Here is a 25,363-nt window from a genome sequence, read left to right on the forward strand (position 1 = left end):
CGGGAGCCCCGAAGCGGTGCCGCGCCGTTCGGATCAGGCCCTACGCGACAGAGCGGAAGGCGGGCAGATAGCCGTTCGACTGCCCCACGGCCTTGGGGTGGTACGAGTTGTAGACCGGGATCGAGACGCTGTGCAGCCATGCGTCGCCCGAGCACAACTCATGCCCGGTGAACTCGTCGACGACGCTGGAGAAGGTGAATCCGGCGTTCGCCGCCTGCTTGGCGATGACGCCGTTGAGCACGTCGGACGCGTTGTTGATCGTGGTGCGCTCCTTCTCCGTGAGACCGGCGATGCAGCTGCCGCCGATCTTGTAGAAGCGCGGGTAGCCCAGCACCACGACGTGGGCCGTCGGTGCCTTGGAGTGGATGGAGGAGTAGAGCGAACTCAGCGCGGACGGCAGCGTGTTGTTCATCTGTCCGACCGCCGAGTTCACGCTGGCGATGCAGGTGGCCTCGGAGGAGAGCACGCAGTCCTGCATGACGTCGGCGAACCCGACGTCATTGCCGCCCGCGGTGACGCTGACCAGGGAGGTGGACGAGCTCAGCGAACCGAGCTGGCCACTCTTGACGGTGCTCGTGGTCGCGCCCGAACAGGCGACGAAGGCGAACGACGAGGGGGAGTTCGCCGCCGCCCACAAGTAGGGGTAGGCGTTGGTGCTGCGGCGACAGTCACCGCTGTCGGACAGGTAGCTCCCGGCGCCGACGCCGGACGAGTACGAGTCGCCGAGGGCGACGTACCCGCCGGCGGCGGCCGATGCCGGCTGGGCCATGCCGAGAGCGGCCGCCGCGGCGAGGAGCAGCGTGGATGCGGACGCCCAGAATCTCCGTACTGACATAGCTGTCAGCCCTCCGAAGTGTGGGGGGTGGATGGGGGGTTGGTGAGGCGCCACCTGTTGTAGCAGCTTCCGGTACCCGCCGGTAATGGCCATGCGAGAACGTGCCGGATTTGCCCGAATGATCGTTCGGGAGCCGTAGCTCCGCGCGTAGATAAACCTCCAACTCGCCCTGAAACAAAGGTTTAAGGACGACCTGCTCATCACTTCACAGGTGATGGTGGGAAAGTCGTACGAGGAGAGGAACGGCTCCGGAACCCGGGCCGGGGACTCAGCGCACGCCGCTGCGCCCGACCACCGCGCCCGCCCGGTCGATGCAGATGACGTCGACAGCGACCGGGGCGCCCCGCAGCACCGAAAGAGCCTCGTCCCGTGCCGCCGACGCCACCAGGTCGCCCAGTGCGATGCCACGCGCCAGGCAGGAGCGGAGGGCGGCGAGGCCGGTGTTCGAGGCGGCGACCTCGGCGGCCAGGGACTTGTCGGCCCCGCCCCGCCGGGCCAGTTCGGCCAGGAACGACGGATCGACCTGGGAGCGGCCGGAGTGCAGGTCGAGATGGCCGGCGGCGAGCTTGGACAGCTTGGCGAACCCCCCGCAGACGGTGAGCCGTTGTACCGGGTGACGGCGTACGTACTTGAGCACCGCGCCCGCGAAGTCACCCATGTCCAGCAGGGCGATCTCCGGCAGCCCGTACTCGGCCACCACGGTCTTCTCCGAGGTGGAGCCGGTGCAGCCCGCCACATGGGTCTGCCCGGCGGCCAGCGCCACGTCCACACCGCGGCGGATCGAGTCGATCCACGCCGAGCAGGAGTACGGCACCACCACGCCGGTCGTACCGAGGATCGAGAGGCCGCCGAGGATGCCCAGACGCGGATTCCAGGTGGAGCGGGCGATCTCCTCGCCGTCGTCCACGGAGAGCGTGATCTCCACGTCCCCCGCGCCCCCGTGCTCCGCCGCCACCCGCTCGATGTGCTCGCGCATCATCCGGCGCGGCACGGGGTTGACCGCGGGCTCGCCGACATCGAGCGGCAGGCCGGGCAGCGTGACCGTGCCCACGCCCGGTCCGGCCCTGAACACCACACCCGAACCGGGCGGCAGCACGCGCACGGTGGCCCGTACGAGAGCCCCGTGCGTGACGTCGGGGTCATCGCCCGCGTCCTTGACGATGCCGGCCGTGGCCCGGCCGTCGTGCAGTTCCTCCACCGCGAGCGCGAAGGCGGGGGCCTGGCCACCGGGAAGGGTGATGACCACCGGGTCGGGGAAGCCGCCGGTCAGCAGGGCCGTGTACGCGGCCGTGGTGGCCGCGGTCGCGCAGGCGCCGGTGGTCCAGCCGGGCCGGAGCCCGGTGTGTTTGAGTTGGGCGCCGCGGCCACCCGCCGCCTCCGCCTCACCCATGGAGGGCTCCGATGCACGTGCTCGTACTCGGCGGCACGGCCCAGGCCCGCCGGCTGGCCGGGCTGCTGGTGGCGGAGCTGCCCGCGGAGGCCCGGGTGACCACTTCGCTGGCGGGTCGGGTGGCCCTGCCGAGGCTGCCGCCCGGGGAGGTGCGCATCGGCGGTTTCGGCGGAGCCGGGGGCCTGGCCATATGGCTGCGTACGCACCGGGTGGATGCGCTCATCGACGCCACCCATCCTTTCGCCGGGACGATCAGTTTCCACGCGGCCGCCGGTGCCGCTGCCGCCCATGTTCCTCTCCTCGCCCTGCGCCGCCCCGGCTGGGTGGCCGGTCCGGGCGACGACTGGCACCCGGCCGCCTCGCTGGAGGAGGCTGCGGCGTCGCTGCCCACCCTGGGGCGGCGGGTGTTCCTCACGACGGGGCGGCTCGGCCTCGCCGCCTTCGCGGAGCTGGATGGCCTGTGGTTCCTGTCGCGGTCGGTGGACGCACCCGAACCGCCGTATCCGGCCCGGATGGAGACACTGCTGGACCGGGGGCCCTTCACCCTGGACGGAGAGCGTGAGCTGATCCACCGCCACCGCATCGACGTCCTCGTCACGAAGGACAGCGGCGGCGACGCCACCGCCCCCAAACTCGCCGCGGCCCGCGAGGCGCGGCTCCCGGTGGTGGTGGTGCGCCGGCCGCCGTCCCCGGAAGGGGTGGCAGTGGCCGGCACGCCGGAGGAGGCCGTCACCTGGCTGTGCGGCCACCCCGGCCTCGCGTGAGGAGGGGCCGCGGGTTCACTCCTCCTCGCAGGCGATCGCGTTGACGGCCGAGGCCGCCATCGCGCTGCCGCCCCGCCGGCCCCGCACGATCAGGTACTCCAGCCCCGACGGGTGCGCTGCCAGGGCGTCCTTGGACTCGGCGGCGCCGACGAAACCGACCGGCACACCGATGACGGCGGCGGGCCGCGGTGCCCCCGCCTCGATCAGTTCGAGCAGCCGGAACAGCGCGGTGGGCGCGTTCCCGACCGCGACGACCGCACCGTCCAGCCGGTCGCGCCACAGCTCCAGCGCGGCGGCGCTGCGGGTCGTACCGAGCTCCGCCGCGAGACCGGGGACGGCCGGGTCGGAGAGGGTGCACACCACCTCGTTGTCCGCGGGCAGCCGTCGCCGGGTGATGCCGCTGGCCACCATCGCCACGTCGCACAGGATCGGCGCACCGTTCCGCAGTGCCGCCCGGGCGCGAGCGACCACGTCCGGGGTGAAGGCGAGATCGCGCACCAGGTCGACCATGCCGCAGGCGTGGATCATCCGGACCGCCACCTGGCTCACGTCGGCCGGCAGTCCCGTCAGATCCGCCTCGGCCCGGATGGTGGCGAAGGACTGGCGATAGATGGCCGGTCCGTCCTTCTCGTACTGGTGCACAGTGCTGTCGCTCTCTTCGTCTCTGCGTCGGGGAAGGCCGTACGGGCGCGGCGCCTGCGCGTCGGGGTACGTCCTGCGGGCACGCCGTATCCGCGCGCCTGAAGCGTCCCCACGGCACGATGGTCGAGCTTCTGGAGCCCCACGAACCGCACCGCCCCCACGAGCACCGCGGGACACCGCACCGGCAGTATCCCCGGAGCGACGGTCCGGCAGTCGCAGCCGGGGGCGGGTGTGACGGGTCGCTCATGCGGTGCGCCGGACAAGGTGCGGGCCGGGCTCAGCGGCTGACCACGGTCTCCCGCCCGACGCGCGACAGCTTCTGCGGGTTGCGCACGGCGTAGAGCCCCGTGACGAGGCCCCCGTCGACGCGCATCGCCACGACGGTGTCGACCTCGCCGTCGAGCCGGACGATCAGTGCCGGGTCACCGTTGATCCGGGCCGGCTGCAAGGTCGTCGTGGCGGCGATCCTGTGCAGGACGGCCGCCACCGGGCCTGCCCCCACGACGGGTTCCAGGGCGGCCCGGACGACTCCGCCGCCGTCGGTCAGCAGGACGACGTCGGGTGCCAGGACGTCGAGCAGGCGTTGCAGGTCGCCCGTCTCGACCGCCCGCCGGAACGCCTCGGCGGTGCGCCCGGCCTCGGCGGCGGACACACTCCCGCGCGGCCGGCGCGCGGCGACGTGGGCCCGGGCCCGGTGGGCGATCTGGCGAACCGCGGCGGCATTCCTGCCGACGGCCTCGGCGATCTCGTCGTAGGGCAGATCGAACACCTCGCGCAGGACGAACACCGCCCGCTCGGTAGGCGCGAGGGTCTCCAGTACCAGCAGCATCGCCATCGAGACGCTCTCGGCCAGCTCGACGTCCTCGGCCACGTCGGGCGCGGTCAGCAGCGGTTCGGGCAGCCAGGGGCCGACGTAGGACTCCCTGCGCCGGCTGAGCGTGCGCAGGTGACCGAGCGCCTGCCGTGTGGTGATCCGGACCAGATAGGCCCGCGGGTCCCGGACGACGCCGGGCTCGACGCCCACCCACCGGAGCCAGGTCTCCTGCAGCACGTCCTCCGCGTCGGCGGCCGAGCCGAGCATCTCGTAGGCGACCGTGAACAGCAGATTCCGGTGGGCGACGAACGTCCCGGTGACGTCGTCCCCACGGCTGCCGGGGGCCTGGGCCCCCGCGGTGTCCTTCGTCGGCTCGCTCATCCCGGCTCCTCGGCTTGCGGCTGCTTCGTACACGAGACGCCGGTGACCGCCGTTCTGTGACAGCCGCGGCCGGTGGGGCACGTCACGGCCGGCGCACTGTCACACGAAGCGGGCCGTCGGCGTCTTGTGTTCGTTCAGTGCCGCGGCACGTGACCACAGGAGTGAGGAAGCCGTCATGGAAGCTCGTTTCAACCTCTTCGAAAGCCCGACCGCCACGAAGGTCGCCAAGCGGTTCTACACGACCTCGCTGGCCCTGGAGCAGTCGACGCTGCCGAAGTCCCTGCGGGAACTGGTGCAGTTGCGGGTCGGGCAGCTCAACGGCTGCGGGTTCTGCGTCGACGCCCACGCCAAGGAGGCCGCGGCGGCCGGTGAATCCGCGCTCCGGCTCCACCTGGTCGCCGTCTGGCGCCACAGCACCGTGTTCACCGAGGCGGAGCGCGCCGCGCTGGCGCTCGCGGACGAGGGGACCCGGCTCGGCGACCACGGTGTGTCCGACGAGACCTGGGCCGGGGTGCGCAAGCACTACGACGACGACCAGGTCGGTGCGCTGGTCTGCCTGGTCGCGCTGATCAACGCGGCCACCCGGATGAACGTGATCGTCCACAACCCCGGGGGTTCGTACGAGCCCGGTGCGTTCGCCGGCCTGACGGACTGATCCGAGGGGCGAACCGGCCCTGGCGTCGGACCGGATCCGAGGGGCGGGCTGTCCGCCCGCCAGGGCAGGGACCGGGTGGCTGGTCCGCGCGAGGGATCAGCCACCCGGTCCGCGGTTCGGCTGCCGCGCCCGGACGCCCCTCGCGCACGCGACGGGACGGGCCGGGCGCCCAACACGGCTGCCAGGACCCCGGATCAGGGGAGACGGGCCCACCCGGGAAAGGACACGTGAGAGGGGCGAAGAAAAATTCGGACAGACAATTCAGGCCGCAGGCATACACTCGGGGTTCCGGGGAGAAACCGCAGGGGGGCGGTCTTCATGACGCGGGGGGTAGATCATGCTGGAACTGCTGGGATTAGGAAAGAACCCGGCAGAGCTCTACCGGGCAGTACTGGCGAATCCGGGGCTTTCCGTCGAGGACCTGGAGGACACCCTGAGGTGGCCGGCCGAGCGGGTCCGTTCCGCCCTCGACGAGTGCGTACGGCTGTCGCTGATCAGACCCTCCTGGGAGTCGCCGGGCACGCTGAGACCGGTCCCGCCGGACGTCGGACTGCAGGCGCTCCTCGCCCGGCAGGAAGCCGACATCCTGGAGCGGCAGAGGCAGATGACGGACGTGCGTGTCGAGGTCTCACGACTCGTCCACGAATATGCCGCCACGCAACGGGCGTCGCATCAGATCGAGACCGAGCGCATCGAGGGAATCGACGAGATCCGTTCGCGGATCGAAGAACTCAGTCATTCCTGCCGTGCCTCGCTTCTGGCGTTCCACCCCGGCGGCGGGCAGTCCGCTTCCAGTCGCGCCGCGAGCCGTCCACTGAGTGAGACCCTGCAGAACCGTGGCGTGGTGATACACACCATCTATCTCGACAGCATCTACAACGATCCCGAGTCCGTCGACTACGCGCGCTGGCTGGTCCGTTCGGGAAACCATGTGCGCACCACCGCCGCGCTGCCCTCCCGGATGCTCATCTTCGACCGGGAGCAGGCCCTCGTGCCCATCGACCCGGACGATTCCCGGGCCGGCGCCCTGGTGTTCCGTAGCGCCGGGATTCTCGCCAATCTCTGTGAACTCTTCAACCACGTATGGGACAAGGCCGTCCCGCTCAGCGGTGGGAACCGGCCGCGCCAGGCCGCCGAGGAGAACGAGCTCACCAGCCAGGAGGAAACCGTTCTGCGTCTGCTGGGGGAAGGGCTCACGGACGAGGTCGTCGCCCGCCGGCTGGGCGTCTCGGTACGTACCGGGCGGCGGATCACCGCGGACCTGATGGGCCGTCTCGGCGCCAAGAGCCGGTTCCAGGCCGGGATGCGAGCCGTCGAATCAGGCTGGCTCGGCGGTGACGACGACCGGGCCGAGGGTCTCGAAGGGGTCGTCCGCGATCCGGCCGGGCCCCTCGACGGGCCCCCTGCCGACCCTTCTGAACTGCGCGGTTCATCCGTATAGAGCTGGCATAGCGGTCCGCTCCACCATCGACTCACCGAACGGATGGGCGGAGTCGCACGACTCCTGATCCCCACCGACCTCTCAGGGAGTCGACATGACCAACGTGACCACCGGACTGGACGCCGCGCGCAAGCAGAACATCAAGGAGGTCGTCTGCGACATCCTTGAGATCGACGAGGACGAGGTCACCGAGGTCAGCCTCTTCAAGGAGGACCACGACGCGGACTCGCTGCGCGCCATCGAGATCCTCGCCGCCCTCGAGCGCACCCAGCACGTGACGATCGACCAGGCCGAGCTCAGCCGCATGGTCAACCTCGTCGGCGTGTACACCGTCATCGAAGAGGCCTCCGCCCGCAGCTGACCAGCAGCGCTACGGCCCTGCCCCGATGAGTCGGCTGAGTCAGCCAGAGGGTGAGCTTCGATGAACACAGGTAAGCGAGGCACGGACGCCACCCCCCGCAGGGTGGTCGTCACCGGGCTCGGCGTCGTCACCAGTATCGGCATCGGTATCGACGCGTTCACCACCGGACTCCGCGAAGGACGCGGCGGAGTCAAGCCGATCACGACGTTCGACACCACCGGGTTCGACTACGCCAACGGGTGCGAGATCGATGACTTCGACCCGGCGCAGTGGATCCACCGGGTGGACCCCGACGAACTCGGGCGGGCCAGCCAGTTCTCCGTCGCCGCCACCCGGATGGCCATCGAGGACGCGGGGCTGACCGTGGACGAGGTGCGGGGCCGCCGGTCCCTGGTGTCCGTGGGCACCACGGACGGCGAGTCCCGCGACCTCGACCAGCTCGTCGAGACCGGTCTGGCCGCCGGTCCCGAGTCGTACGATCCGGTGGTCGCCCGCCGGATACCGGCGGGCCGGCTCTCCTCCGGCATCGTCCGGGAATTCGCCCTGGAGGACGTCGAGGCCGTCACGATCCCGACCGCCTGCGCGGCGGGCAACTACGCGGTCGGCTACGGCTACGACGCACTGCGCAGCGGTGACGTGGACATCGCCCTGGTGGGCGGAGCGGACGCGCTGTGCCGGAAGACCTTCACGGGCTTCTACCGGCTCGGCACCATCGCCCCGGAGGTCTGCCAGCCCTTCGACAAGGACCGCAAGGGCATCCTCACGGGTGAGGGAGCCGGCATCCTCCTGCTGGAGAGCCTGGACTCCGCTCTCGCCCGCGGCGCCCGGATCTATGCCGAGGTGCTCGGTTACGGGCTCGCCTGCGACGCGCTGCACCCCGTCGCACCCGACCGGGACAGCATCGCCCGCACGATCGAGATCGCCCACCGCAACGCGGGGGTGACTCCCGACCAGATCGACTTCGTCTCCGCGCACGGCACCGGCACCAAGGCCAACGACATCACCGAGGCCGGCGCGATCCGGCAGATCTTCGGCGCCGACGCCATGCCGCGCACGATCTCCATCAAGTCGATGATCGGCCACAGCATGGGGGCGGCCAGTGCGGTCGCCGCGGCGGCCTGCGCCGTCGCCCTCACCCAGGGCTTCATCCCGCCGACCGTCAACCACAACGAGACCGACCCCGAGTGCGGCGTCGACTGCGTGCCCAACGAGGCCCGCGAGGCCGAGCTGAACATCGTGCAGAACAACGCGCTGGCGTTCGGCGGGAACAACGCGGTGGTCATCCTCGGCAAGTACCGGAGCGCGGCATGAGCTGGATCATCACCGGGATGGGAGCCGTCGCCAGCATCGGTTCCGACACCGACGAGATCTACGAGTCGCTGGTGGCGGGCCGCAGCGGTATCGCCGAACTGCGCGGCTACGACCGCAGCAAGTTCCGGGCCCAGGTCGCCTACGAGATCGACGACCGGCCGGCCCTCGGCGTCGACGAACCCCTGCGGGCCACCCGCTGGCTCGAACAGGCCGTATCGGTGGCCGCGCAGGAAGCCGGTCTGGGCGACGACCTGTCGTCGGTTCCGGTCCTGGTCGGAACGACCCTGCGCGAGCTGCGCTCGGTCGAGCTGTCGTGGCGGGACAGGACGCCGGTGGAGGTGGAGGACCTGCACTTCGGCACCATGCTGCGCAGGCGCTTCGGTGCCGCCGACACCCACACCGTCGCCAACGCCTGCTCCGCTTCGCTCTACACCCTGGCCCTCGCCACCGACCTGCTCGACCTCGGGCAGGCCGACACGGTGGTGGTGGCCGGCGTGGACACCATCTCGGAGAGCACGTACGGGCTGCTCGACCGTTGCTACCCCGAAGCCCCGGACCGGGTGCGGCCGTTCGACCGGGCCCGGCGCGGCATGCTGCAGGGCGAGGGCGCGGTCGCCGTCGTGCTGCGCAGGGAGGCCGACGGGCCCGGTCCCGGGTCCACCGTGCACGCCCGGGTCCGCGGTGTCGCGGTCAACTGCGACGCCCACCACCCCTCGGCGCCCGAGGCGAAGAACATCGCCGCGGCCGTGCGGGAGGCACACCGCCGGGCGGGTGTCGGCTCCGCCGACATCGACCTGGTGATGCTGCACGGCACGGGGACCCCGCTCAACGACGAGGCGGAGTCGGCGGCCCTCGGTTCGGTCTTCGCGGGCGTCGAGCCGTCCCCGTACATGACGGCGATCAAGTCGATGACCGGGCACACCGCCGGGGCGTCCGGGCTGCACAGCCTGGTCGCGGCCGTCGACGTGATGCGGCGCGGGAGTGTGCCGCCGGTCCTCGGGCTCGACGACCCGGTGGAGTCGGTGGCCGGTTTCCGGCTGGTGCGCGGGCAGGCCGTGCGCCCCGACGAGGAGCTGCGGATCGCCCAGATCGACTCCTTCGGCTTCGGCGGACTCAACGCGGTCGCGGTCGTCGAGCGGTACGCGGGACACGAGGCGGCCGGCGCGAACGGCGCCGCCGCGGTGCAGGAGGAGAGGCAGTGAGCCCGATACGCGTCGTGGTCACAGGACTCGGTACGGCGGTCCGCGGTCTCGACACGCCTGAGCAACTGCTCGGCGAGCGACGCCCCGACGGGGTGCACGCCGACCCCGTGGACCGGCTGACCGGCCGGGGCCTGCGCTACAAGGACCGGGCCACCAAGCTCGCCATGGTCGCGGGCCGCGAGGCACTCGCGGCGGCCGGCCTGATCGGCACGGACGGCGCGCCGACCGTGCCGGGCGAGTCCGTCGGCACCGTCGTCAGCACCAACTTCGGCAACGTGGACACCGTCTGCGAGGCGGTCGAGACCATCGCCCGCGACACCTACCTCGGCACCAGCCCCATGATGCTGCCCGCGACGTCCAGCAATGTGGTCGCCTCCTGGCTGGCCATCACGCACGGACTGCGCGGTGCGAACCTGACCCTGTGCAACGGCCGGACCTCCGGCCTCGACGCGGTCAACTGGGGCCGGCTGCTCATCGCTTCGGGCCGGGTCGAGCATGTGCTCGTGGTCGGGGTGGAGCCGGACAACCCCGCCGTGCGCCATCTCGCCCCGGAGCAGGCGGAGTTCTTCGACGGGGCGGCCGCACTGGTCATCGAGTCCCCCGAGTCGGCGGCCGCGCGCGGCGTGCGTCCACTGGCCGAGCTCGGTCCCTACGCGCGCCGGGCCGCGCACACCGGCGCCGTCGCGGACGTGCGGAGACGTGAACCGCGCGCCGTCGGCCTGTGGTGCGTGCCCGAGCACCCGGAAGGCATCCGGGCCCCCGGCGCCTCGCTCGGGGCGGTGCAGGGCAGCCGCGTACACGACCTGTCCGAACTCCTCGGTCCCAGCTCGGGAGCGCTCGGGGTGCTCCAGTGCGTGACCGGCACGGCCTGGCTGGCAGGTGCCGCGGCGGACGAGGCCGATGCGGTGGTGCTCGCCAGCGCGGGCACCGGGGACATCGGCCGGGACGACGCGGCGGCGGCCCTCATCCTCACCCCGGCGGTGAGTGCGTGATGACGGCGGACGAGGCGTGCGAGGAGAGCCTACGGGTACGGCTGCGCAGGGCGGCGCACGACGGCGCCCGACGGCCCGTCCGGGTGCTGCTCCTGCACGGCCTCGCCGGGTCGACCGCCGTGTGGCGGCAGTTCAGTGAACTGGCCGGAGGCGAGCTGGAGTTGTGGGAGGCGGAGCTTCCGTGGGCCGCCCGCGGCGACACCCGCTGGAGCCACGACCCGAACCCGGTGCCCTGGGTGGCCAGAGCGCTGGACGCCGTACCGGGGCACGTCGATCTGCTGATCGCGCACTCCTTCGCCGCCAACGCCGTACTGGAACTCCTGGTCTCGCGTCCCGCCGGCCGGCCGGACGCCGCCGTCCTCGTGTCTCCGTTCCACCGCAGCACGCCCGAGGAGTTCGAGTGGGAGACCGCCGTCTACTACCTGCACGGCTTCCAGCGCATCCTCGACGAGGGGCTGCGCGTCGGTTCGGACGGCCGGATCCCCGCCGAGCTGCGGGAGGCCATGGCCCGGCGGGTACGTGACCGGATCGGCCCGTACGGCTGGATGCGGTTCTTCGACGCGTATCTGCGCAGTCCCTTCCTCGACACCGCGGCCATCGGCCTGCCCACCCTGGTGGTGGCCGGCGAGCGCGACTTCGCCGCCCGGCCCGCGGACGCCCGCGCGCTCGCCGGGGCACTGCCCGACGCGCGGCTGCGGATCTTCGAACGTTCCGGGCACTTCCCGATGGCCGAGCAGCCCGAGCTGTTCGCCGGGGCGGTGCACGGCTTCCTGTCCTCCCTGACGCCCAGCCCTTCCCCTTCCTCCTGCCTTTCCTCCTACGTACCGGAGTTGACGTGACCGCGAACAGCACCGCCCTCACCCTCCAGGAGCCGAGCTCCCTGGACATACGGCCCCGATACGAGGGCTCCAACATCTGCACCTGGATCGGTTTCAAGCACGTCAACTACCTCGTCGAGGAAGCCGTGCTGAACCATCTGCGGCAGAGCGGCATCCTGCCGGGCACGGTGTACGAGACCTACGGCCTGTGCACCGACATCGTCGACATCGACACCCGCATCCTGCACGCCTTCCACATCGACGACGTGGCGCACGCCGAGGTCAGGCCGCACCGCAAGGCCAAGGACGGCGAACTGCTCCTGTCCGTGGTGCTGCACGTGCAGCGCGACACCCTCCTCAAAGCCGTGACCTCCACCGTCCGCGTCCAGCTGCGCCTGGACCCGCGCGGCGGCGGCAACGAGCCCGTGCCCGCCTCCCTCGCCCCGTACGCGGTCGAGCAGCTGGCCGCCGTCCCCGCCTGGGACGTGAACGCGCCCGAGGTGAACCCGGACTCCGCCGACCTGGTCAAGGAGCTGACGGCGGGGAGCAACTCCTTCGCCTGGAAGTTCCGCATCCCCTACTGGTACTGCCACTTCACCGAGCGCATCCAGATGTCGGGCTACCTGCGGCTGATGGAGGAGGCCAAGGACCAGCTCGTCGCGGACCGGGGCGTGTCCATCAAGACCCTCCTCGACGAGCAGAACTGGATTCCGGTCGTCCCGCACTCGCGCATCACCGTCCTGGACGAGGCGCGCATGGAGGAGGACCTGTACGTCGTCCTCACCGTCGAGGAGGTCTTCAAGGGCTTCACCTACACCTCCCGGATGGACACCTACGTCGTCCGTGACGGGGCGCTGGTGCACACGGCGACGGGCCGGATCACCCACGGCTACGCGGTGATCGAGAACCGTCGCGACTGGAGCCTGGTGTCCTTCGACGACCGCATGAACGCGGCGCTGGAGGGCAAGTCGGCATGACCGGCGAGGTCGTGGTCACCGGGATCGGTGCCGTCACCTGTCACGGCAGGGGTACGGACACGCTGTGGCGTGCCATGACGGCGGCCGGGGTCCGTCTGCCGGACGAGCCGGCGGACCCGCTCGCCGTGATGGACCTGCCGCGGATCAACCTGGTGCCCGACCCCGACCTGCGGGCGGCGCGCGCCACCCGCTTCGCCGTCACGGCGGCCCGGGAAGCGCTCGCCGACGCGGGCCTGACCGGGCTGTCCGAGGCGGCGGTCGTGCTCGGCAGTTGCATGGGCGAGCCCGGCCTCAACGAGCGCGAGCGGGGCGGCGAGGAGTGGACCGCGCCGTTCCGGCTGGCCTCCGCGACCGCAACCCGCCTCGGCCTGGCAGGCGTCGCCCACGACATCGGCAACGCCTGCTCGGCCGGGGGCTACGCGCTCGGCATGGCGTACGACATGGTGCGGGCGGGCGAGGCCGACGTGGTGCTCGCCGGCGGTTCCGACGCCTACTCGCGGGTCGCGCTCGGCTGCTTCAACCGGCTCGGCGCGGTCGACCCGGACCGGTGCAGGCCCTTCGAGACAGACCGGGCCGGCACGGTCTTCGCCGAGGGCGCGGGCATCCTCGTCGTCGAGTCGGCCGCCCACGCCGCGGCCCGCGGCGCCACCGGCGCGCTGACGCTGGCCGGCTCCGGCTGGAGCTGCGACGCGGGTCATGTCACGGCGCCGCACGCGGACGGCGAGCAGATCGTACGGGCCATGCGGGAGGCCGTCGCCCCCGCAGGCGGTGCCGCGGCCATCGGCTGTGTGATCCCGCACGGCACCGGGACACGTCTCGGTGACGAGGTGGAGAGCCAGGCGCTGCACCGCGTCTTCGGCGAGCGGACGCCGGAGGTGCCGCTCTACAGCCTGAAGGCGCTGCTCGGCCACGCGGGCGGGGCCTCGGCCGCGCTCGGCGCGGTCGCGGGCGCGCTGATCCTGCGCGACGGCCACGTCCCGCGCAACGTACCGCTGCGGGAGCAGGACCCCGCGTGCGCCGTGTGGCTGCCGCAGCGCACCCCGGTGCCGCTGCCGGGCAGCCGCCGGCGGGTCCTGGTGAACGCCTACGGGTTCGGCGGCAGCAATTCCTCACTGGTCCTGGAAGGGGCGGCGGCATGAGCGCCACCATGTGGGCCGTGACGGGTGTCGGGGCCGTGGCCCCCGAGGCGGGTGCCGAGGACGGCGCCTGGTTCGACCACCGCGTCCGGCTCGGTCCACGCGGCTACAAGTACCTTCCGGCCGCAGCCCAGTACCTCCTCGCCGCGGCACGCGAGGCACTCGCCGACGGCGGCCGCTGCGACGCGGTGCCCGCGGACCGCAGAGGCGCCGCCCTCGCACTCAACGGCGGCTTCGCCGAGCTGTTCGACACCATGGACCGTCAGGTGGCCGTGGAGGGCGGAGCGGCCGAACTGTCGCCCGCGACGGCTCCGTACTTCGCGGTGAGTCTGCTCGGCTCCCGCCTGACCGCCGAACTTGCCCTCAAGGCCTTCGCGCTGACGCTGGCGACCCCGAGGGTCGCGGCCCTGGAGGCGGTGGAGGCCGGTGGCCGCGCCCTGGCGGCCGGCCGTTGCGACACGCTCGTGGTCGGTGCGGCGGAGCACCGGCTGCCCAGGACCGGGGCCGGTGACGGCGAGCAGGGCGCCATCGCGATGACCCTGGAACCGAAGGCGGCCGCCGAGGAGCGCGGCGCCCGTGTCCGGGGCACCGTCGCAGCCCGTTCGCTGTTCGTCCCGCCCGGGCGGGAGCTGCCCGCGGGACTCGTCCCCGGCGCCGTACGCCGGCTGCTGCCCGGCCAGGACACCGCCGTGGAGGTCCACCACGTGACGGACGGCTCGCCGTTCGCCTCGGCGGTGACCGCCGCGGTGGACCGGGCGGCCGGCACGACCGGACGCGTGACTCCCGCCGGGGCGGGCTGTCTGGCCGGCGCGCAGGCCCTGGCCCGGATGCTCACCGGTCCGCCCGGCACCCGGCTGCTGGTCACCGTCACGGGCGAGGGCCATGCCGCGCTGGCACTCGTCCGGACCGGACCGGAGCCGTACCGGAATTCCGAGAAGTCGCACACGTCCCAGAAGCGGGAGACCCACTGATGCTGAAATCCCTTGAAGGCAGCTGGTGCCTGGTACTCGGCGCCTCCAGCGGAATCGGCCGGGCCATCTGCCTCGGTCTGGCCCGTGAGGGGGTCAACGTCGTCGGGGTGCACTTCGACACCGCGGCCAGGGACGAGGAGGTCGCGGCACTCGTCGAGGAGATCCGCGGGTACGGCGTCGAGGTGTCGTTCCACAACGCGAACGCCGCGAGCCGGGCAACCCGCGACCGGCTGGTGCCCGAGATCGCCGAACTGACCGGCTCCACCGGCGGAATCGGCATCCTGGTGCACTCCCTCGCCTTCGGCACGCTCGTGCCGTTCCTGCCCCGTGAGGGCTGGGAGCAGCCGATCGCATCCCGGCAGCTGGCGATGACCCTCGACGTCATGGCGCACAGCCTCGTCTACTGGACGCAGGACCTGCACCGGGCCGGGCTGCTGCGCAGCGGTTCCAAGATCTACGCGATGACCAGCGCGGGCGTCGTCCAGGCACTGCCCAGCTACGGCGCCGTCTCGGCGGCCAAGAGCGCCCTGGAGGCGCACGTCCGCCAGCTGGCGTGCGAGCTGGCACCGCAGGGCATCGCCGTCAACGCGCTGCGGGCCGGGGTCACTCTCACGCCGGCGCTCCAGGCCATCCCCGAGCACGCCGGCTATGTCGCGCGCGCCGAGGTGAACAACCCGCACGGCCGGCTGACCAGGCCCGACGACGTCGCGGAGGCGATCGCGGTGCTCTCGCGCACGGACTCCTCCTGGATCAGCGGCAACACCATCGGCGTGGACGGCGCCGAACTGCATGCCGCCGCCGGGGCCTGGGGCCCCGCCGAGGCCGGCACCACCGACAACGCGTCGAAGGGCGAGGGACGATGACCGCAGACAGTCTTGTCGTGTCCGGATGGTCCACGGGATCGCCGTACGGACTCGGTGCGGAGGTGTTCGCCGACGGAGTGCGCGAGGGCCGTGACGCCACGACCGAGTCCGGCCAGGGTCCTTATCAACGAGCCGGTGAGATTCCGGAGTTCGACGTACGCGCGATCCTCGGGCGCAAGGGCACCCGGTCCATGGACCGCGCCACCGCCATCGCCGTCGCCACCACCGGGATGCTCCTGGAGACCGCGGGCGGCGGCCTCGCCGAGGACCGCCCCGATGACATCGGCATGGTGCTCGGCACCGGCCACGGCAGCGTGCAGAGCATCATGGACTTCACCCGGGACGCGCTCACCGGCGAGAAGCCCTTCCACGTGGACCCGGCCCGTTTCCCCAACACGGTGATGAACCGCGCTGCCGGACAGAGCGCCATCTGGCACACACTGCGCGGTCCCAACGCCACCGTCGCCGGTGGCGCCCTGACCGGGCTGCTGGCCCTCAACTACGCCTCGCGGCTGCTGCGGCAGGGCCACTGCGAGGCCGTGCTGTGCGGTGCCGTCGAGGAGTACTCGGCCGACCGCGCCTGGCTGGAGTACCGGGGCAGGCAGGACGCCGCCCGGCGTTCGGCGGGCCCGCTCGGCGAGGGCTGCGCACTGTTCCTCCTGGAGCCGCGCAGCCGGGCCGAGTCCTACGGGCGCAGCCCGCTGGCCACCCTGCTCGGCAGCCGGTTCCTCGGGTTCCCGGAGCCGGAGGGCGCCCAGCAGGCCGTCGTACGGGCTGTCACCGAGGCGCTCAAGGAGGCCGGCGTGGAGCCCGAGGACGTCTCGCTGATCGCGCCGAGCGACACCGGCGGCGCCCTCGGCGGACGGGAGGAGGCCGCCCTCAACGAGGTGTTCGGTCCGCACCGGCCCCGCCGGCTGCGCCTGCGCCGGCTCATCGGCGACGCCTCCGCCGCGTCCGCCGCCTTCCAGCTGGCGGCCGCGCTCTGCGTCGCCGGTCCCGGCGAGGTGGCCCTGGTCACCTCCGTCGACCCGGACGGCCAGGTGGGCTGCACGCTGCTGCGGGTCTGATCCCGTGCTGCCGACCGCCCGCCGCCGTGCCTACCGCACCCGCCGCCTGCTCGTCCAGGCCCTGTACGCCGCACCCGCCGCCCCAGTCCGACGCATCCACGAACGGAAGACGACCATGACCGAGACCACCGTCAGCAGCGACGCCACCGGAACCCGCACCCTCGACAAGGAGGAGCTGCGTGTCCTCGTCGCGGAGATCCTCGACCTCGACGCCGCGGAGGTCACCGACGCGGCCCACTTCGTCGACGACCTCGACGTGGACTCGTTGATGGCCCTGGAGATAACCGTGTGCCTGGAGCGGCACTACGAGGTGAAGATGGCCGAGTCCGAGCTGGTCGCCATCACCTCCCTCCAGGGCACCTACGACCTCCTCCAGGGCAAGCTGAAGGAGAAGGGCGAGGGCGCGTGAGCCGCGCGAGCGCCCTCGGCGTGGCAGGCCTGGAACTGCTGCGCAACGAGCCGTCCGGCGCCACCACCACGTTCGTCGCCGAACCCGGCGACCCTGTGCTCATCGGCCACTACCCGGGCTTCCCGGTACAGCCGGGTGTGTTCCTGGTCGAGGCCGCCGACCGTACCGCCCGGCTGTGGGCGGACGGCGCGGGCCTGGGCGCCGGCCTCGAACTGGTCGCCATGGACCGCTGCCGCTTCCGGCGCCCGGTCTTCCCCGGCGACCGGGTCTCCACCGATGTGACGGTCGAGGTCGGCGAGGGCGGCGGGCTGCTGACCGCCAAGGCGTCCGTGCTCACCGTGGGCGGCGCCGTCGCCGACATCAGATTGCGCTACCGCCGCACCCCCGCGGCGACGGCTCCGACGCCCGAAGGAGAGGCCCAGTGAACGCGTCCGCACCCGAGAGGGGACCGCGCGGGACCGAGGAGGCCGGCGGATTCCACGGGATCCACCGGATCAAGAGCACGATTCCGCACCGCGTCCCCATCCTGCTGGTCGACCGCGTCGGCGAGGTCGTGCCCGGCGAGCGCATGACGACGTACAAGGCGATCTCCGGCAACGAGCCCTGCTACGCGGAGCTCGGCCGGGACGCGACGCCCGCCGACTACGCCTATCCGACGGCCTTCGTCATCGAGTCGTGGGCCCAGTCCGCCGTGCTCCTGTCCACCTGGGAGCAGCCCAACCCGGACGTCCTCGCCGGCAAGGTCGAACTGGCCGGTGCCATCAACGACGTGGCCTTCGAGGGGCACGCGTACCCGGGTGAGGTCCTCGAACACTCCGTACGCCTGCTCAAGCAGGCCGGGGACACGGCGATCCTCGCCGGGGAGACCCGGGTCGGCGGACGCCGGCTGCTGAGCGTCGGCGCCTTCGTCGTCGCCCTGAAGAACGCCACCGACCTGCTGCCCGCGCCCGCGGGCCTGCCTGTGTGAAGGAGGACATCACCCATGACTGCTGAGAACCCTCCGACCGCCGAGGCGAAGGTCGCCCTGATCACCGGCGGTTCGCGCGGCATCGGCCGCGCCGTCGTGAACCGTCTCGCGAGCGACGGCTACGACATAGCGTTCTGCTACCGCTCCGACGAGGCCGCCGCCGACCTGGTGGCCAAGGAGGTCGCGGCCCTGGGCCGCCGGGTGTTCGCCCGCAAGGTGGACGTCGCCGACCGCGAGCAGGTCAAGGCGTTCGTCACGAGCGTCGAGGACGAGCTCGGGCCGGTCGCCGCCGCGGTCACCTCGGCCGGGATCACCCGGGACAACCCGCTGGTCCTGATGCCGGACGACGACTGGGACGCGGTGATCCGGACCAACCTGGACGGCACGTACCACGTCTGCCGTTCGGTGATCTTCCCGATGATCAAGCGGCGCGGCGGTGCGGTGGTCACCCTGTCGTCCGTCGCCGGTGTCGCGGGCAACGCCGCGCAGACCAACTACGCGGCGTCCAAGGCCGGCATCATCGGGTTCACCCGTTCCCTGGCCAAGGAGGGCGGCCGGTTCAACATCCGTGCCAACACGGTCGCCCCGGGCTTCATCGACACCGACATGACGTCGTCCCTCGGGGAGAAGGTCACCAAGGAGATGCTCGGACGGATCCCGCTGGGCCGCTTCGGGACGGCCGACGACGTCGCCGCGCTGGTCTCCTTCCTCGTCTCCGACCAAGCCGCCTACGTGACCGGACAGGTGTTCCAGGTGGACGGCGGCATCGCGCTGTGAGCACCGGGAAGCGCAAGCGGGTGACGCCGCGGTTCTACTTCTCGCTGCGCAGCCCGTACTCCTGGCTCGCCTACCGCGAACTCGTCGACGAGCACCCGGAACTGGCCGCGCGCATCGAATGGATCCCGTTCTGCGAGCCGGACGCGCTGAGCCGCAAGATGCTGGAGGCGGCAGGCGGGGAATTCCCCTACGCCGCGATGTCCGCGGCCAAGCACCGGTACATCCTCCAGGACGTACGGCGGCTCGCCGCCGCGCGCGGGCTGAGCTTCCGGTGGCCCGTCGACCGGGACCCGGTGTGGGAGGTGCCGCACCTGGGCTACCTCGCCGCCCGGCGGCACGGCAAGGGCGCCGAGTTCGTCGCCCTCGCCGCACGGGCCCGCTGGGAGGAGGGGCGGGACATCTGCGACCCGGCCACCATCGGCTCCTTCGGGCCGGAGCTCGGCATCGAGGAGGCCGAGCTGGCGGGCGCGTCCGACGACCCCCGGCTGCGCGAGGAGGGCCTCGACGCCCTGCTCGCGGTGCACCGCGACGGTGTGTTCGGGGTGCCGTTCTTCACGGTCCACTACGACAAGTTCTGGGGTGTCGACCGGCTGCGCGACTTCGTGGCGGCGGCCGCCGCACGCGAGGCCCTGGAGGCCGGGTACACCGACCCGCCCCGCGAGGACGGGAAACTCCCGCACGGGCCGTCGTTCGACGACGGCCACGCGGGCGGCTGCGGCTGACACGGCGCTCCGGGTCCGCCCGGCGCCACGCACCCTCGCACGGCCGGCACCCCCTCCCTGCCCGCCGGCCTGCCGAGGGCGAGCACGCAGCCACCGGACCGCCGTCCGGCACCTCCGGCCGGACGGCGGTCCTGCGCGCCGGGCCACCCGCGGCCCTCCCGAAGCACCGCCCACCGCATTCCCACGTGGACTTCCACAGGACGGAACGTCATGACCGCTACCGGTACGCCGGCCGTCGCCAACGCCGCCGCCTTCGACGTCATGCGCCGCAACGCGCACTCCGCCGCCGTCGCCTTCACGGCCGCGGCGGACCCCACCGTCGCCGGCCACTACCCGGGCTTTCCCGTGCTGCCCGGCCTCTTCCTCGTCGAGGCGGTCGACCGCGCCGTCCAGGAGTGGGCGGGGCCCGCCCGCGACGTGGGGCTGCTCGCCATGGACCGGTGCCGCTTCCGTCACCCCGTCTTTCCGGACGACCGGGTGTTCGCCGACGCCGAGATCACCGAGACACCGGAGGGCCTCCAGGTCAAGGGCACGGTGACCACCAACCGTGGCCGCGTGGCCGATCTGCGCCTGCGGTACCGGATCGCGGCCGGACCCGCATTTATAGGACCGGGATAGCCGTGCCGGTGAGGGTGGGTCCACCAGTCGGCTTCGAACGCAGGGGGAGTGGCACGTGATCTGCTTCGACGGGTACGTGAGCGGATTCCGGCGCCGGGTCGCGGAGCAGCCGGACCGTACCGCGGTCCGGTTCACCTCCGCGGACACCGCCACGGACGAGCTGCTCAGCTACGCCCAACTCGACCTGGCCGCGCGGGCGGTGGCCCAGTGGCTCGCCACGCGCGCCGCCCCCGGCCACCGCGTGCTGCTCGCCTTCCACCCCGGAACCGGATTCATCCGGGCGTTCCTCGGGTGCCTGTACGCGGGAGTGATCCCGGTCCCCGTACCGGCCCAGGGCGGACACAGCAGGCAGGAGGCGCGCACCCACGGCATCGAGGCCGACAGCGGCGCGAGCCTGATCCTCGACGAGGCGACGCTCGAACTGGCCGTGGCCACCGATGTGCTCGGCTGGTCGCCGCCCGCCGTGCTGCCGCGGATGCCGGCCTTCCTGCAGTACACCTCCGGCTCGACCAGTGAGCCCAAGGGGGTGGTGGTCTCCCACGCCGCCCTCGTCCACAACATCGAGCTGATGCGTACCAGCCACGGCTGGCACGGCGGGCAGACCTGGTGCAGCTGGCTGCCCGCGTACCACGACATGGGGCTCATCGCGATGATGCTCACGCCCCTCTATCTCGGCGGCACCGCGGTCCTGATGCCGCCCACCGACTTCCTCAAGCGGCCCGTCTCCTGGCTGCGGCTGATCGACCGGACCGGCGCCGCCATCAGCTGCGCCCCCAACTTCGCGTACGACCTGTGCGCGCGACGGCTGACCGACGAGCAGGTCGCCGGACTCGACCTGTCGCGCTGGACGCACGCCTGCAACGGCGCGGAGCCCGTCGACGCGGCGACCCTGGCCCGCTTCGCCGCCCGCTTCGCGCCGGCCGGTCTGCGCCCCGAGGCGCTGCTGCCCGGATACGGACTGGCCGAGTCGACGCTGTTCGTGACCGGCACCAGGGTGGAGACGCCCCCGGTGGTCACCGTGGTGGACGCCGATGCCCTCGCCGCCGGCCGCCTCGCCGCGGTGGGAGCCGAGGCGGCCGGACAGGAGCTGGTGAGCAGCGGTGTCGTGCGCGGCCTGGAGGTGCGGATCGTCGACCCGGCCACGTCACGGGTGCGCCCGGACGGGGAGATCGGCGAGATCTGGATCCGCGGCGAGAGCGTCGCGCAGGGCTACTGGGCGCGCGAGGAGGAGACCCGGCGCACCTTCGGCGCCCTGGCCGTCGGACTCGGCGGCGACTTCCTGCGCACCGGGGACCTCGGCGCACTCCTCGGTGGCGAGCTGTACGTCACCGGGCGCATCAAGGAAATGATCATCGTGCACGGGCGGAACCTCTATCCCCACGACATCGAGCGGGAGATCGGCGCCCTGGAGGAGGAGTTCGGCAACCTTCCGGCCGCCGCCTTCGCGGTCCCGCAGGGCCCGCACGAGGAGATCGTCGTCACCCAGGAGGTACGGGCGGGCCGCCGCGGCGAGGACGAACTGCGGAGCCTGGCGACCAGCGCGCGGGCCCGGCTCGGCCGGCGCCTCGGGGTCAGGGTCGGCGCCGTGGCCCTGGTGCGGGTCGGCGAGGTACGACGCACCACCAGCGGCAAGATCCAGCGCACCCTCATGCGGGAGCTGTACCTCAAGGACGCGCTGGCGCACGCCGGTGCGCCCCGGACCCGGAAGGCGGACAGCCGGTGACCACGGCGGCCACGAAAGCGACCACGGCCCCGGAGTGGTCCCCCTACGGGCTCACCGAGGAGCTGGAGCAACGGCTCGGTGATCCGCACGACGCGGATCTGGCGTTCTCCTTCGCGCAGCTCGGCGAGCTCGACCGGGCGGAGGCCTTCCCGGCCGAGGTGTGCCGCCGGCTCGACGGTCTCGGTCTGCCGAAGTGGTTCGTACCCGCCCACCTGGGCGGTGAACTGCGTTCGAGCGAAGAGCTGTTGCAGATCATCCGCACGCTGGGGCGCCGCGACTTCACCGTCGCGCTCGCCCACACGAAGACGTATCTCGGCGCCGTCTCGGTCTGGGTGGGCGGCACCCCCGAGCAGGCGGACCGGCTCGCCGGACGGGTCATGGACGGCGCGGTGGTCTCGCTGGCGCTGACGGAGCAGTCGCACGGCAGCGACCTGCTGGCCGGCGAGCTGACCGCCGTACGCACCGAGGCGGGCGGATTCCGCCTCGACGGTGAGAAGTGGCTGATCAACAACGCGACCCGGGCCGATCTGGTGACGGTTCTCGCCCGTACCGACCCGGCCGGCGGCGCCCGCGGCTTCAGCCTCTTCCTCGTCGACAAGACAACCCTGCCCGAGGGAAGTTGGCGCCCGGTGCCTGCTCTGCCCACCCATGGGGTGCGCGGCGCCGACATCAGCGGGATCGCCTTCACGGACGCCGAGATCCCCGCGACGGCGCTGATCGGCGCCGAGGGCGCGGGCCTGGAGATCATCCTCAAGGGCTTCCAGATCACCCGCACGCTCTGCTCCGCGATGACCCTCGGCATGGCCGGGCAGGCCCTCGGCCTCGCGGTCGGCTTCGCCGAGCGGCACGAGTTGTACGGGCGACGGCTCGCCGACCTCCCGCAGGCCGGCCGCACCCTCGCCGAGGCCTACGCCGACCTGCTCGCGGTCGAGGCCGTCAGCCTGGTCGCGACCCGCGGCATCCACACCCTCACCGGGGAACAGAGCGCCGTGTCGGCCGTCGTGAAGTACCTCGTCCCGACGGTCGGCGACCAGCTCATCGCCGGCCTGCGGCAGGTCCTCGGGGCGCGCGCCATGCTCGTCGCCGACCACGCCGAGGGCACGTTCCAGAAGATCGAACGCGACCACCGCATCGTCGGCATCTTCGACGGCAGCACCGTCGTCAACCTCAACTACCTCATCAACCAGTTCCCCGTGCTGGTCCGCGGCTGGCGCGCCGGGCACACCGACCCGGCGGGTGTCACCGCCTCCGCCCGGCTGGACGCGCCGCCGCCCGAGCTCGATCCGCAATCCCTGACCCTGTACGCCCGGTCCGGATGCAGCGTCGTACAGGCGCTGCCGGCCGCCGTCGGCCGGGTCCGTGACCGCGAGCCGGACAGTGCCGTCGCCGTACAGGCCGAGCGGCTGCTCGTCCTGGCCGGAGAACTGCACGACGAACTCGCCGCCCACCGGCCCTCCGCCCGCGACGTCCCGGAACGCGCCTTCGCGCTCGCCCGCGACTACACGCTGCTCTACGCGGCCTCGGCCGCCCTGCACCTGTGGCTGGAGAACCCCACCGGACGCTGGTCCGACAGCGGCTGGCTGGAAGCCGTACTCACCCGGCTGCTGCGGCAGCTGAGCGGCGAACCCGACCTCGACGACGAGGACGGGCCGGCCCTGGACCGGCTGCTGCCGACGCTGCGGCGGCAGCACCGCGACGGGCTGCTGTTCTCGCTGATGCACTGCGAACTGGCCGAGGCCGCAGGCCGGCCGACCCAGGAGGGATCATGAGCGAGACGATCACCCAGGCGCCCGGGCCGGCGGCGTCCGCGACGGTGGCCGACCCGGACCACCGGGTACGCGCCGCCGCCCTCGAACGCCTCATCGGCCCCGCCGACGACCCCGGGAACCCGCTGGGCACCGCCGCCGTGCTCGCCGCGGACGAACGCGGCGAACTGTCGGCCGAGGGCGAGCGGCTGCTCGCCGGATACGGCCTCAACGCCGAGTTCGTGCCCGCCGCCCTGGGCGGCCGCCTCACCGGGGCGGACGGGCTCGCGCACCTCATGCGCACGGTCTTCCGGCGCGACTGCTCCCTCGGCATCGGCTACGGCGTCACCAGCTTCATCGCCGGGCTGCCCATCTGGGCGTCGGGATCCGCCGCGCAGCAGCGCCGGGCCGCCGACATCCTGCTCTCCGGCGGCCGCATCGTCGCCGCGTACACCGAACTCGCCCACGGCAGTGACTTCTCCCGCATCGGCCTCACCGCCACCCCCGCCCCCGAAGGCCTGCGGCTGCGGGGCGGCAAACAGCTCGTGAACAACATCTCGCGGGCCGAGGCCGCCGTCGTGTTCGCCCGCACCAGTGACGCGCCGGGCAGCCGCAGCCACTCCCATCTCCTGGTCGACCTCGACCGCCTGCCCGCCGGCACGGTCCGCCGCGACGACCGCTACCCGACGTCCGGCGTCCGCGGCTGCCTCCTCGGCGGCATCGAGTTCGACGACTGCCCGGTGCCCGCCGACTCCGTGCTCGGCACGCCCGGCGATGCCATGGAGACCGTGCTGCGCGCCTTCCAGGTGACCCGCAGCGTGCTGCCCGGCATGGTGGTCGGCATCGGAGACACCCAGCTGCGGTCCGTGCTCGGCTTCGGCCTGGGGCGCCGGCTCTACAGCCGTCCGGTCGCCGACCTCCCCTACGCCCGCGCCACCTTGGTGGGGGCCTTCGCCGACCTCCTGGTGAGCGACGCGCTGGCCACCGTCGGCGCCCGTTCGCTGCACCTGCTGCCGGGTGAGACCAGCGTGCAGTCAGCCGCGGTGAAGTACCTCGTGCCCAAGCTGCTCCAGGACTCCTCGTACCGGCTCTCGGTGCTGCTCGGCGCCCGCAGCTACCTGCGCACCGGCCCCCACGCCGTCTTCCAGAAGGCCGCCCGCGACCTGCCCGTGGTGTCGCTCGCCCACGCGGGCAGCGCCGTCTGCCAGGCCACCATCGTGCCGCAGCTGCCGCGGCTCGCCGCCCGCGGCTGGTTCCGGCCCGGTGCCGAGGCCCCCGCCGCCGGCCTCTTCCGCCCCGGCGACCCGCTGCCGCCCCTGGACCTCGCGAAGCTGGAACTGAATTCGCGTGGCCAGGACACCCTCAGCCGGGCCGTCACCGACACCGAGTACGACGACCCCCGCGTCGACGCCCTGGCCAGGATGTTCGCCGGCGAACTGCGCGGTATCGCGCGCCGGGCCGCCGAGCTGCCGCCCCGGGACCGCACGGTCCTCGCCTCACGGCGCGGGTTCCTGCTCGCCGACCGGTACGCACACGTGCTCGCCGCCGCCGCCTGTCTCGGCGTGTGGCAGCACGGCACAGGACCGCACCGCGACCCGGCCTGGGTGATCTGCGCCCTGCACCGGCTCGCCGACCGGCTCGGCCTGAAGCCGGGGCCGCTGCCCCGGGACGCGGCCGAGGAGCTCTACACGGAGCTGCTCCACCGTCACGAAGAGCACCGCACCTTCGACCTCATCCGCGCCCGGCTCGCCTGAGCGGAGCGCTGTCCCACGGGAGTTCAGC

The 25,363-nt window shown here is 72.5% G+C and carries 26 protein-coding genes; 22 read left to right on the plus strand and 4 right to left on the minus strand.

Features of this window, described 5'->3' with window-relative positions; all coding sequences use genetic code 11:
- Positions 1–40: 40 nt before the first annotated feature.
- Positions 41–835, minus strand: a complete 795-nt coding sequence (locus OG538_RS19705; RefSeq protein WP_406095357.1) for an SGNH/GDSL hydrolase family protein — start codon at positions 833–835, stop codon at positions 41–43.
- Positions 836–1,103: 268 nt separating this feature from the next.
- Positions 1,104–2,225: a cobalt-precorrin-5B (C(1))-methyltransferase gene (locus tag OG538_RS19710; protein ID WP_406095359.1), complete on the minus strand. Its 1,122-nt coding sequence runs from the start codon at positions 2,223–2,225 to the stop codon at positions 1,104–1,106.
- 11 nt (positions 2,226–2,236) lie between these two features.
- Here OG538_RS19710 and OG538_RS19715 point away from each other — a divergent pair, with 11 nt between their 5' ends.
- Entirely contained in the window at positions 2,237–2,989 is a 753-nt protein-coding gene (locus OG538_RS19715; protein ID WP_406095361.1) for a cobalt-precorrin-6A reductase, read from the plus strand.
- Positions 2,990–3,004: 15 nt separating this feature from the next.
- Here OG538_RS19715 and OG538_RS19720 read toward each other — a convergent pair whose 3' ends face one another.
- Together OG538_RS19720 and OG538_RS19725 are read right to left on the minus strand one after the other, a co-directional pair.
- Entirely contained in the window at positions 3,005–3,631 is a 627-nt protein-coding gene (locus OG538_RS19720) for a precorrin-8X methylmutase (RefSeq protein WP_406095363.1), read from the minus strand.
- A 277-nt stretch (positions 3,632–3,908) separates the two neighbouring features.
- Positions 3,909–4,826: an RNA polymerase sigma-70 factor gene (locus tag OG538_RS19725; RefSeq protein ID WP_406095365.1), complete on the minus strand. Its 918-nt coding sequence runs from the start codon at positions 4,824–4,826 to the stop codon at positions 3,909–3,911.
- A 175-nt stretch (positions 4,827–5,001) separates the two neighbouring features.
- Here OG538_RS19725 and OG538_RS19730 point away from each other — a divergent pair, with 175 nt between their 5' ends.
- From OG538_RS19730 to OG538_RS19830, 21 genes are all read left to right on the plus strand, one after another.
- Entirely contained in the window at positions 5,002–5,481 is a 480-nt protein-coding gene (locus OG538_RS19730; protein ID WP_406095367.1) for a carboxymuconolactone decarboxylase family protein, read from the plus strand.
- Between the two features lie 337 nt (positions 5,482–5,818).
- Positions 5,819–6,922 carry a LuxR C-terminal-related transcriptional regulator gene (locus tag OG538_RS19735; RefSeq protein WP_406095369.1) on the plus strand — a complete coding sequence of 368 codons (1,104 nt, stop codon included), beginning with the start codon at positions 5,819–5,821 and terminating at the stop codon, positions 6,920–6,922.
- Positions 6,923–7,016: 94 nt separating this feature from the next.
- Positions 7,017–7,283, plus strand: a complete 267-nt coding sequence (locus OG538_RS19740; RefSeq protein ID WP_406095371.1) for an acyl carrier protein — start codon at positions 7,017–7,019, stop codon at positions 7,281–7,283.
- A 60-nt stretch (positions 7,284–7,343) separates the two neighbouring features.
- On the plus strand, positions 7,344–8,594 hold the full coding sequence (locus OG538_RS19745; RefSeq protein WP_406095373.1) for a beta-ketoacyl-[acyl-carrier-protein] synthase family protein: 1,251 nt from the start codon (positions 7,344–7,346) through the stop codon (positions 8,592–8,594).
- On the plus strand, positions 8,591–9,796 hold the full coding sequence (locus OG538_RS19750) for a beta-ketoacyl synthase N-terminal-like domain-containing protein (protein WP_406095375.1): 1,206 nt from the start codon (positions 8,591–8,593) through the stop codon (positions 9,794–9,796). Before OG538_RS19745 ends, OG538_RS19750 begins: the two co-directional genes overlap by 4 nt.
- Positions 9,793–10,788: a beta-ketoacyl synthase N-terminal-like domain-containing protein gene (locus OG538_RS19755; RefSeq protein ID WP_406095377.1), complete on the plus strand. Its 996-nt coding sequence runs from the start codon at positions 9,793–9,795 to the stop codon at positions 10,786–10,788. Before OG538_RS19750 ends, OG538_RS19755 begins: the two co-directional genes overlap by 4 nt.
- A complete protein-coding gene (locus tag OG538_RS19760) occupies positions 10,788–11,627 on the plus strand; it encodes an alpha/beta fold hydrolase (RefSeq protein WP_406095379.1) in 840 nt (279 codons plus the stop codon). The genes OG538_RS19755 and OG538_RS19760 overlap by 1 nt, the downstream gene beginning before the upstream one ends.
- Positions 11,624–12,583 carry an acyl-CoA thioesterase gene (locus tag OG538_RS19765; RefSeq protein WP_406095381.1) on the plus strand — a complete coding sequence of 320 codons (960 nt, stop codon included), beginning with the start codon at positions 11,624–11,626 and terminating at the stop codon, positions 12,581–12,583. Before OG538_RS19760 ends, OG538_RS19765 begins: the two co-directional genes overlap by 4 nt.
- On the plus strand, positions 12,580–13,722 hold the full coding sequence (locus OG538_RS19770; protein ID WP_406095383.1) for a beta-ketoacyl synthase N-terminal-like domain-containing protein: 1,143 nt from the start codon (positions 12,580–12,582) through the stop codon (positions 13,720–13,722). The genes OG538_RS19765 and OG538_RS19770 overlap by 4 nt, the downstream gene beginning before the upstream one ends.
- Positions 13,719–14,690 carry a beta-ketoacyl synthase N-terminal-like domain-containing protein gene (locus OG538_RS19775; protein WP_406095385.1) on the plus strand — a complete coding sequence of 324 codons (972 nt, stop codon included), beginning with the start codon at positions 13,719–13,721 and terminating at the stop codon, positions 14,688–14,690. Before OG538_RS19770 ends, OG538_RS19775 begins: the two co-directional genes overlap by 4 nt.
- Positions 14,690–15,553, plus strand: a complete 864-nt coding sequence (locus OG538_RS19780) for an SDR family oxidoreductase (RefSeq protein ID WP_406095387.1) — start codon at positions 14,690–14,692, stop codon at positions 15,551–15,553. The genes OG538_RS19775 and OG538_RS19780 overlap by 1 nt, the downstream gene beginning before the upstream one ends.
- 17 nt (positions 15,554–15,570) lie before the next feature.
- The gene (locus OG538_RS19785; protein ID WP_406095389.1) at positions 15,571–16,620 is read left to right on the plus strand and encodes a beta-ketoacyl synthase N-terminal-like domain-containing protein; all 1,050 of its coding nucleotides are present in this window, start codon (positions 15,571–15,573) and stop codon (positions 16,618–16,620) included.
- A 4-nt stretch (positions 16,621–16,624) separates the two neighbouring features.
- Positions 16,625–17,029, plus strand: a complete 405-nt coding sequence (locus tag OG538_RS19790) for an acyl carrier protein (RefSeq protein ID WP_406095391.1) — start codon at positions 16,625–16,627, stop codon at positions 17,027–17,029.
- A complete protein-coding gene (locus OG538_RS19795; protein ID WP_406095393.1) occupies positions 17,026–17,454 on the plus strand; it encodes a 3-hydroxyacyl-ACP dehydratase FabZ family protein in 429 nt (142 codons plus the stop codon). Before OG538_RS19790 ends, OG538_RS19795 begins: the two co-directional genes overlap by 4 nt.
- Entirely contained in the window at positions 17,451–17,996 is a 546-nt protein-coding gene (locus OG538_RS19800; RefSeq protein ID WP_406095395.1) for a 3-hydroxyacyl-ACP dehydratase FabZ family protein, read from the plus strand. The genes OG538_RS19795 and OG538_RS19800 overlap by 4 nt, the downstream gene beginning before the upstream one ends.
- A 15-nt stretch (positions 17,997–18,011) precedes the next feature.
- Complete coding sequence (fabG, locus tag OG538_RS19805) at positions 18,012–18,773, plus strand: 3-oxoacyl-[acyl-carrier-protein] reductase (RefSeq protein WP_406095397.1); 762 nt, start codon at positions 18,012–18,014, stop codon at positions 18,771–18,773.
- Positions 18,770–19,495, plus strand: coding sequence for a 2-hydroxychromene-2-carboxylate isomerase (locus OG538_RS19810; protein WP_406095399.1), 726 nt, complete (start codon positions 18,770–18,772; stop codon positions 19,493–19,495). The genes fabG and OG538_RS19810 overlap by 4 nt, the downstream gene beginning before the upstream one ends.
- A gap of 210 nt (positions 19,496–19,705) precedes the next feature.
- Complete coding sequence (locus OG538_RS19815; RefSeq protein ID WP_406095401.1) at positions 19,706–20,113, plus strand: hypothetical protein; 408 nt, start codon at positions 19,706–19,708, stop codon at positions 20,111–20,113.
- Between the two features lie 55 nt (positions 20,114–20,168).
- Positions 20,169–21,836, plus strand: coding sequence for a fatty acyl-AMP ligase (locus OG538_RS19820; RefSeq protein WP_406095402.1), 1,668 nt, complete (start codon positions 20,169–20,171; stop codon positions 21,834–21,836).
- Positions 21,833–23,605, plus strand: coding sequence for an acyl-CoA dehydrogenase family protein (locus OG538_RS19825; protein ID WP_406095403.1), 1,773 nt, complete (start codon positions 21,833–21,835; stop codon positions 23,603–23,605). The genes OG538_RS19820 and OG538_RS19825 overlap by 4 nt, the downstream gene beginning before the upstream one ends.
- Positions 23,602–25,335: an acyl-CoA dehydrogenase gene (locus OG538_RS19830; RefSeq protein WP_406095405.1), complete on the plus strand. Its 1,734-nt coding sequence runs from the start codon at positions 23,602–23,604 to the stop codon at positions 25,333–25,335. The genes OG538_RS19825 and OG538_RS19830 overlap by 4 nt, the downstream gene beginning before the upstream one ends.
- Positions 25,336–25,363 lie beyond the last annotated feature (28 nt).

The sequence above is a fragment of the Streptomyces sp. NBC_01013 genome (assembly GCF_045162765.1).
In the GTDB taxonomy this organism is placed as follows: domain Bacteria; phylum Actinomycetota; class Actinomycetes; order Streptomycetales; family Streptomycetaceae; genus Streptomyces.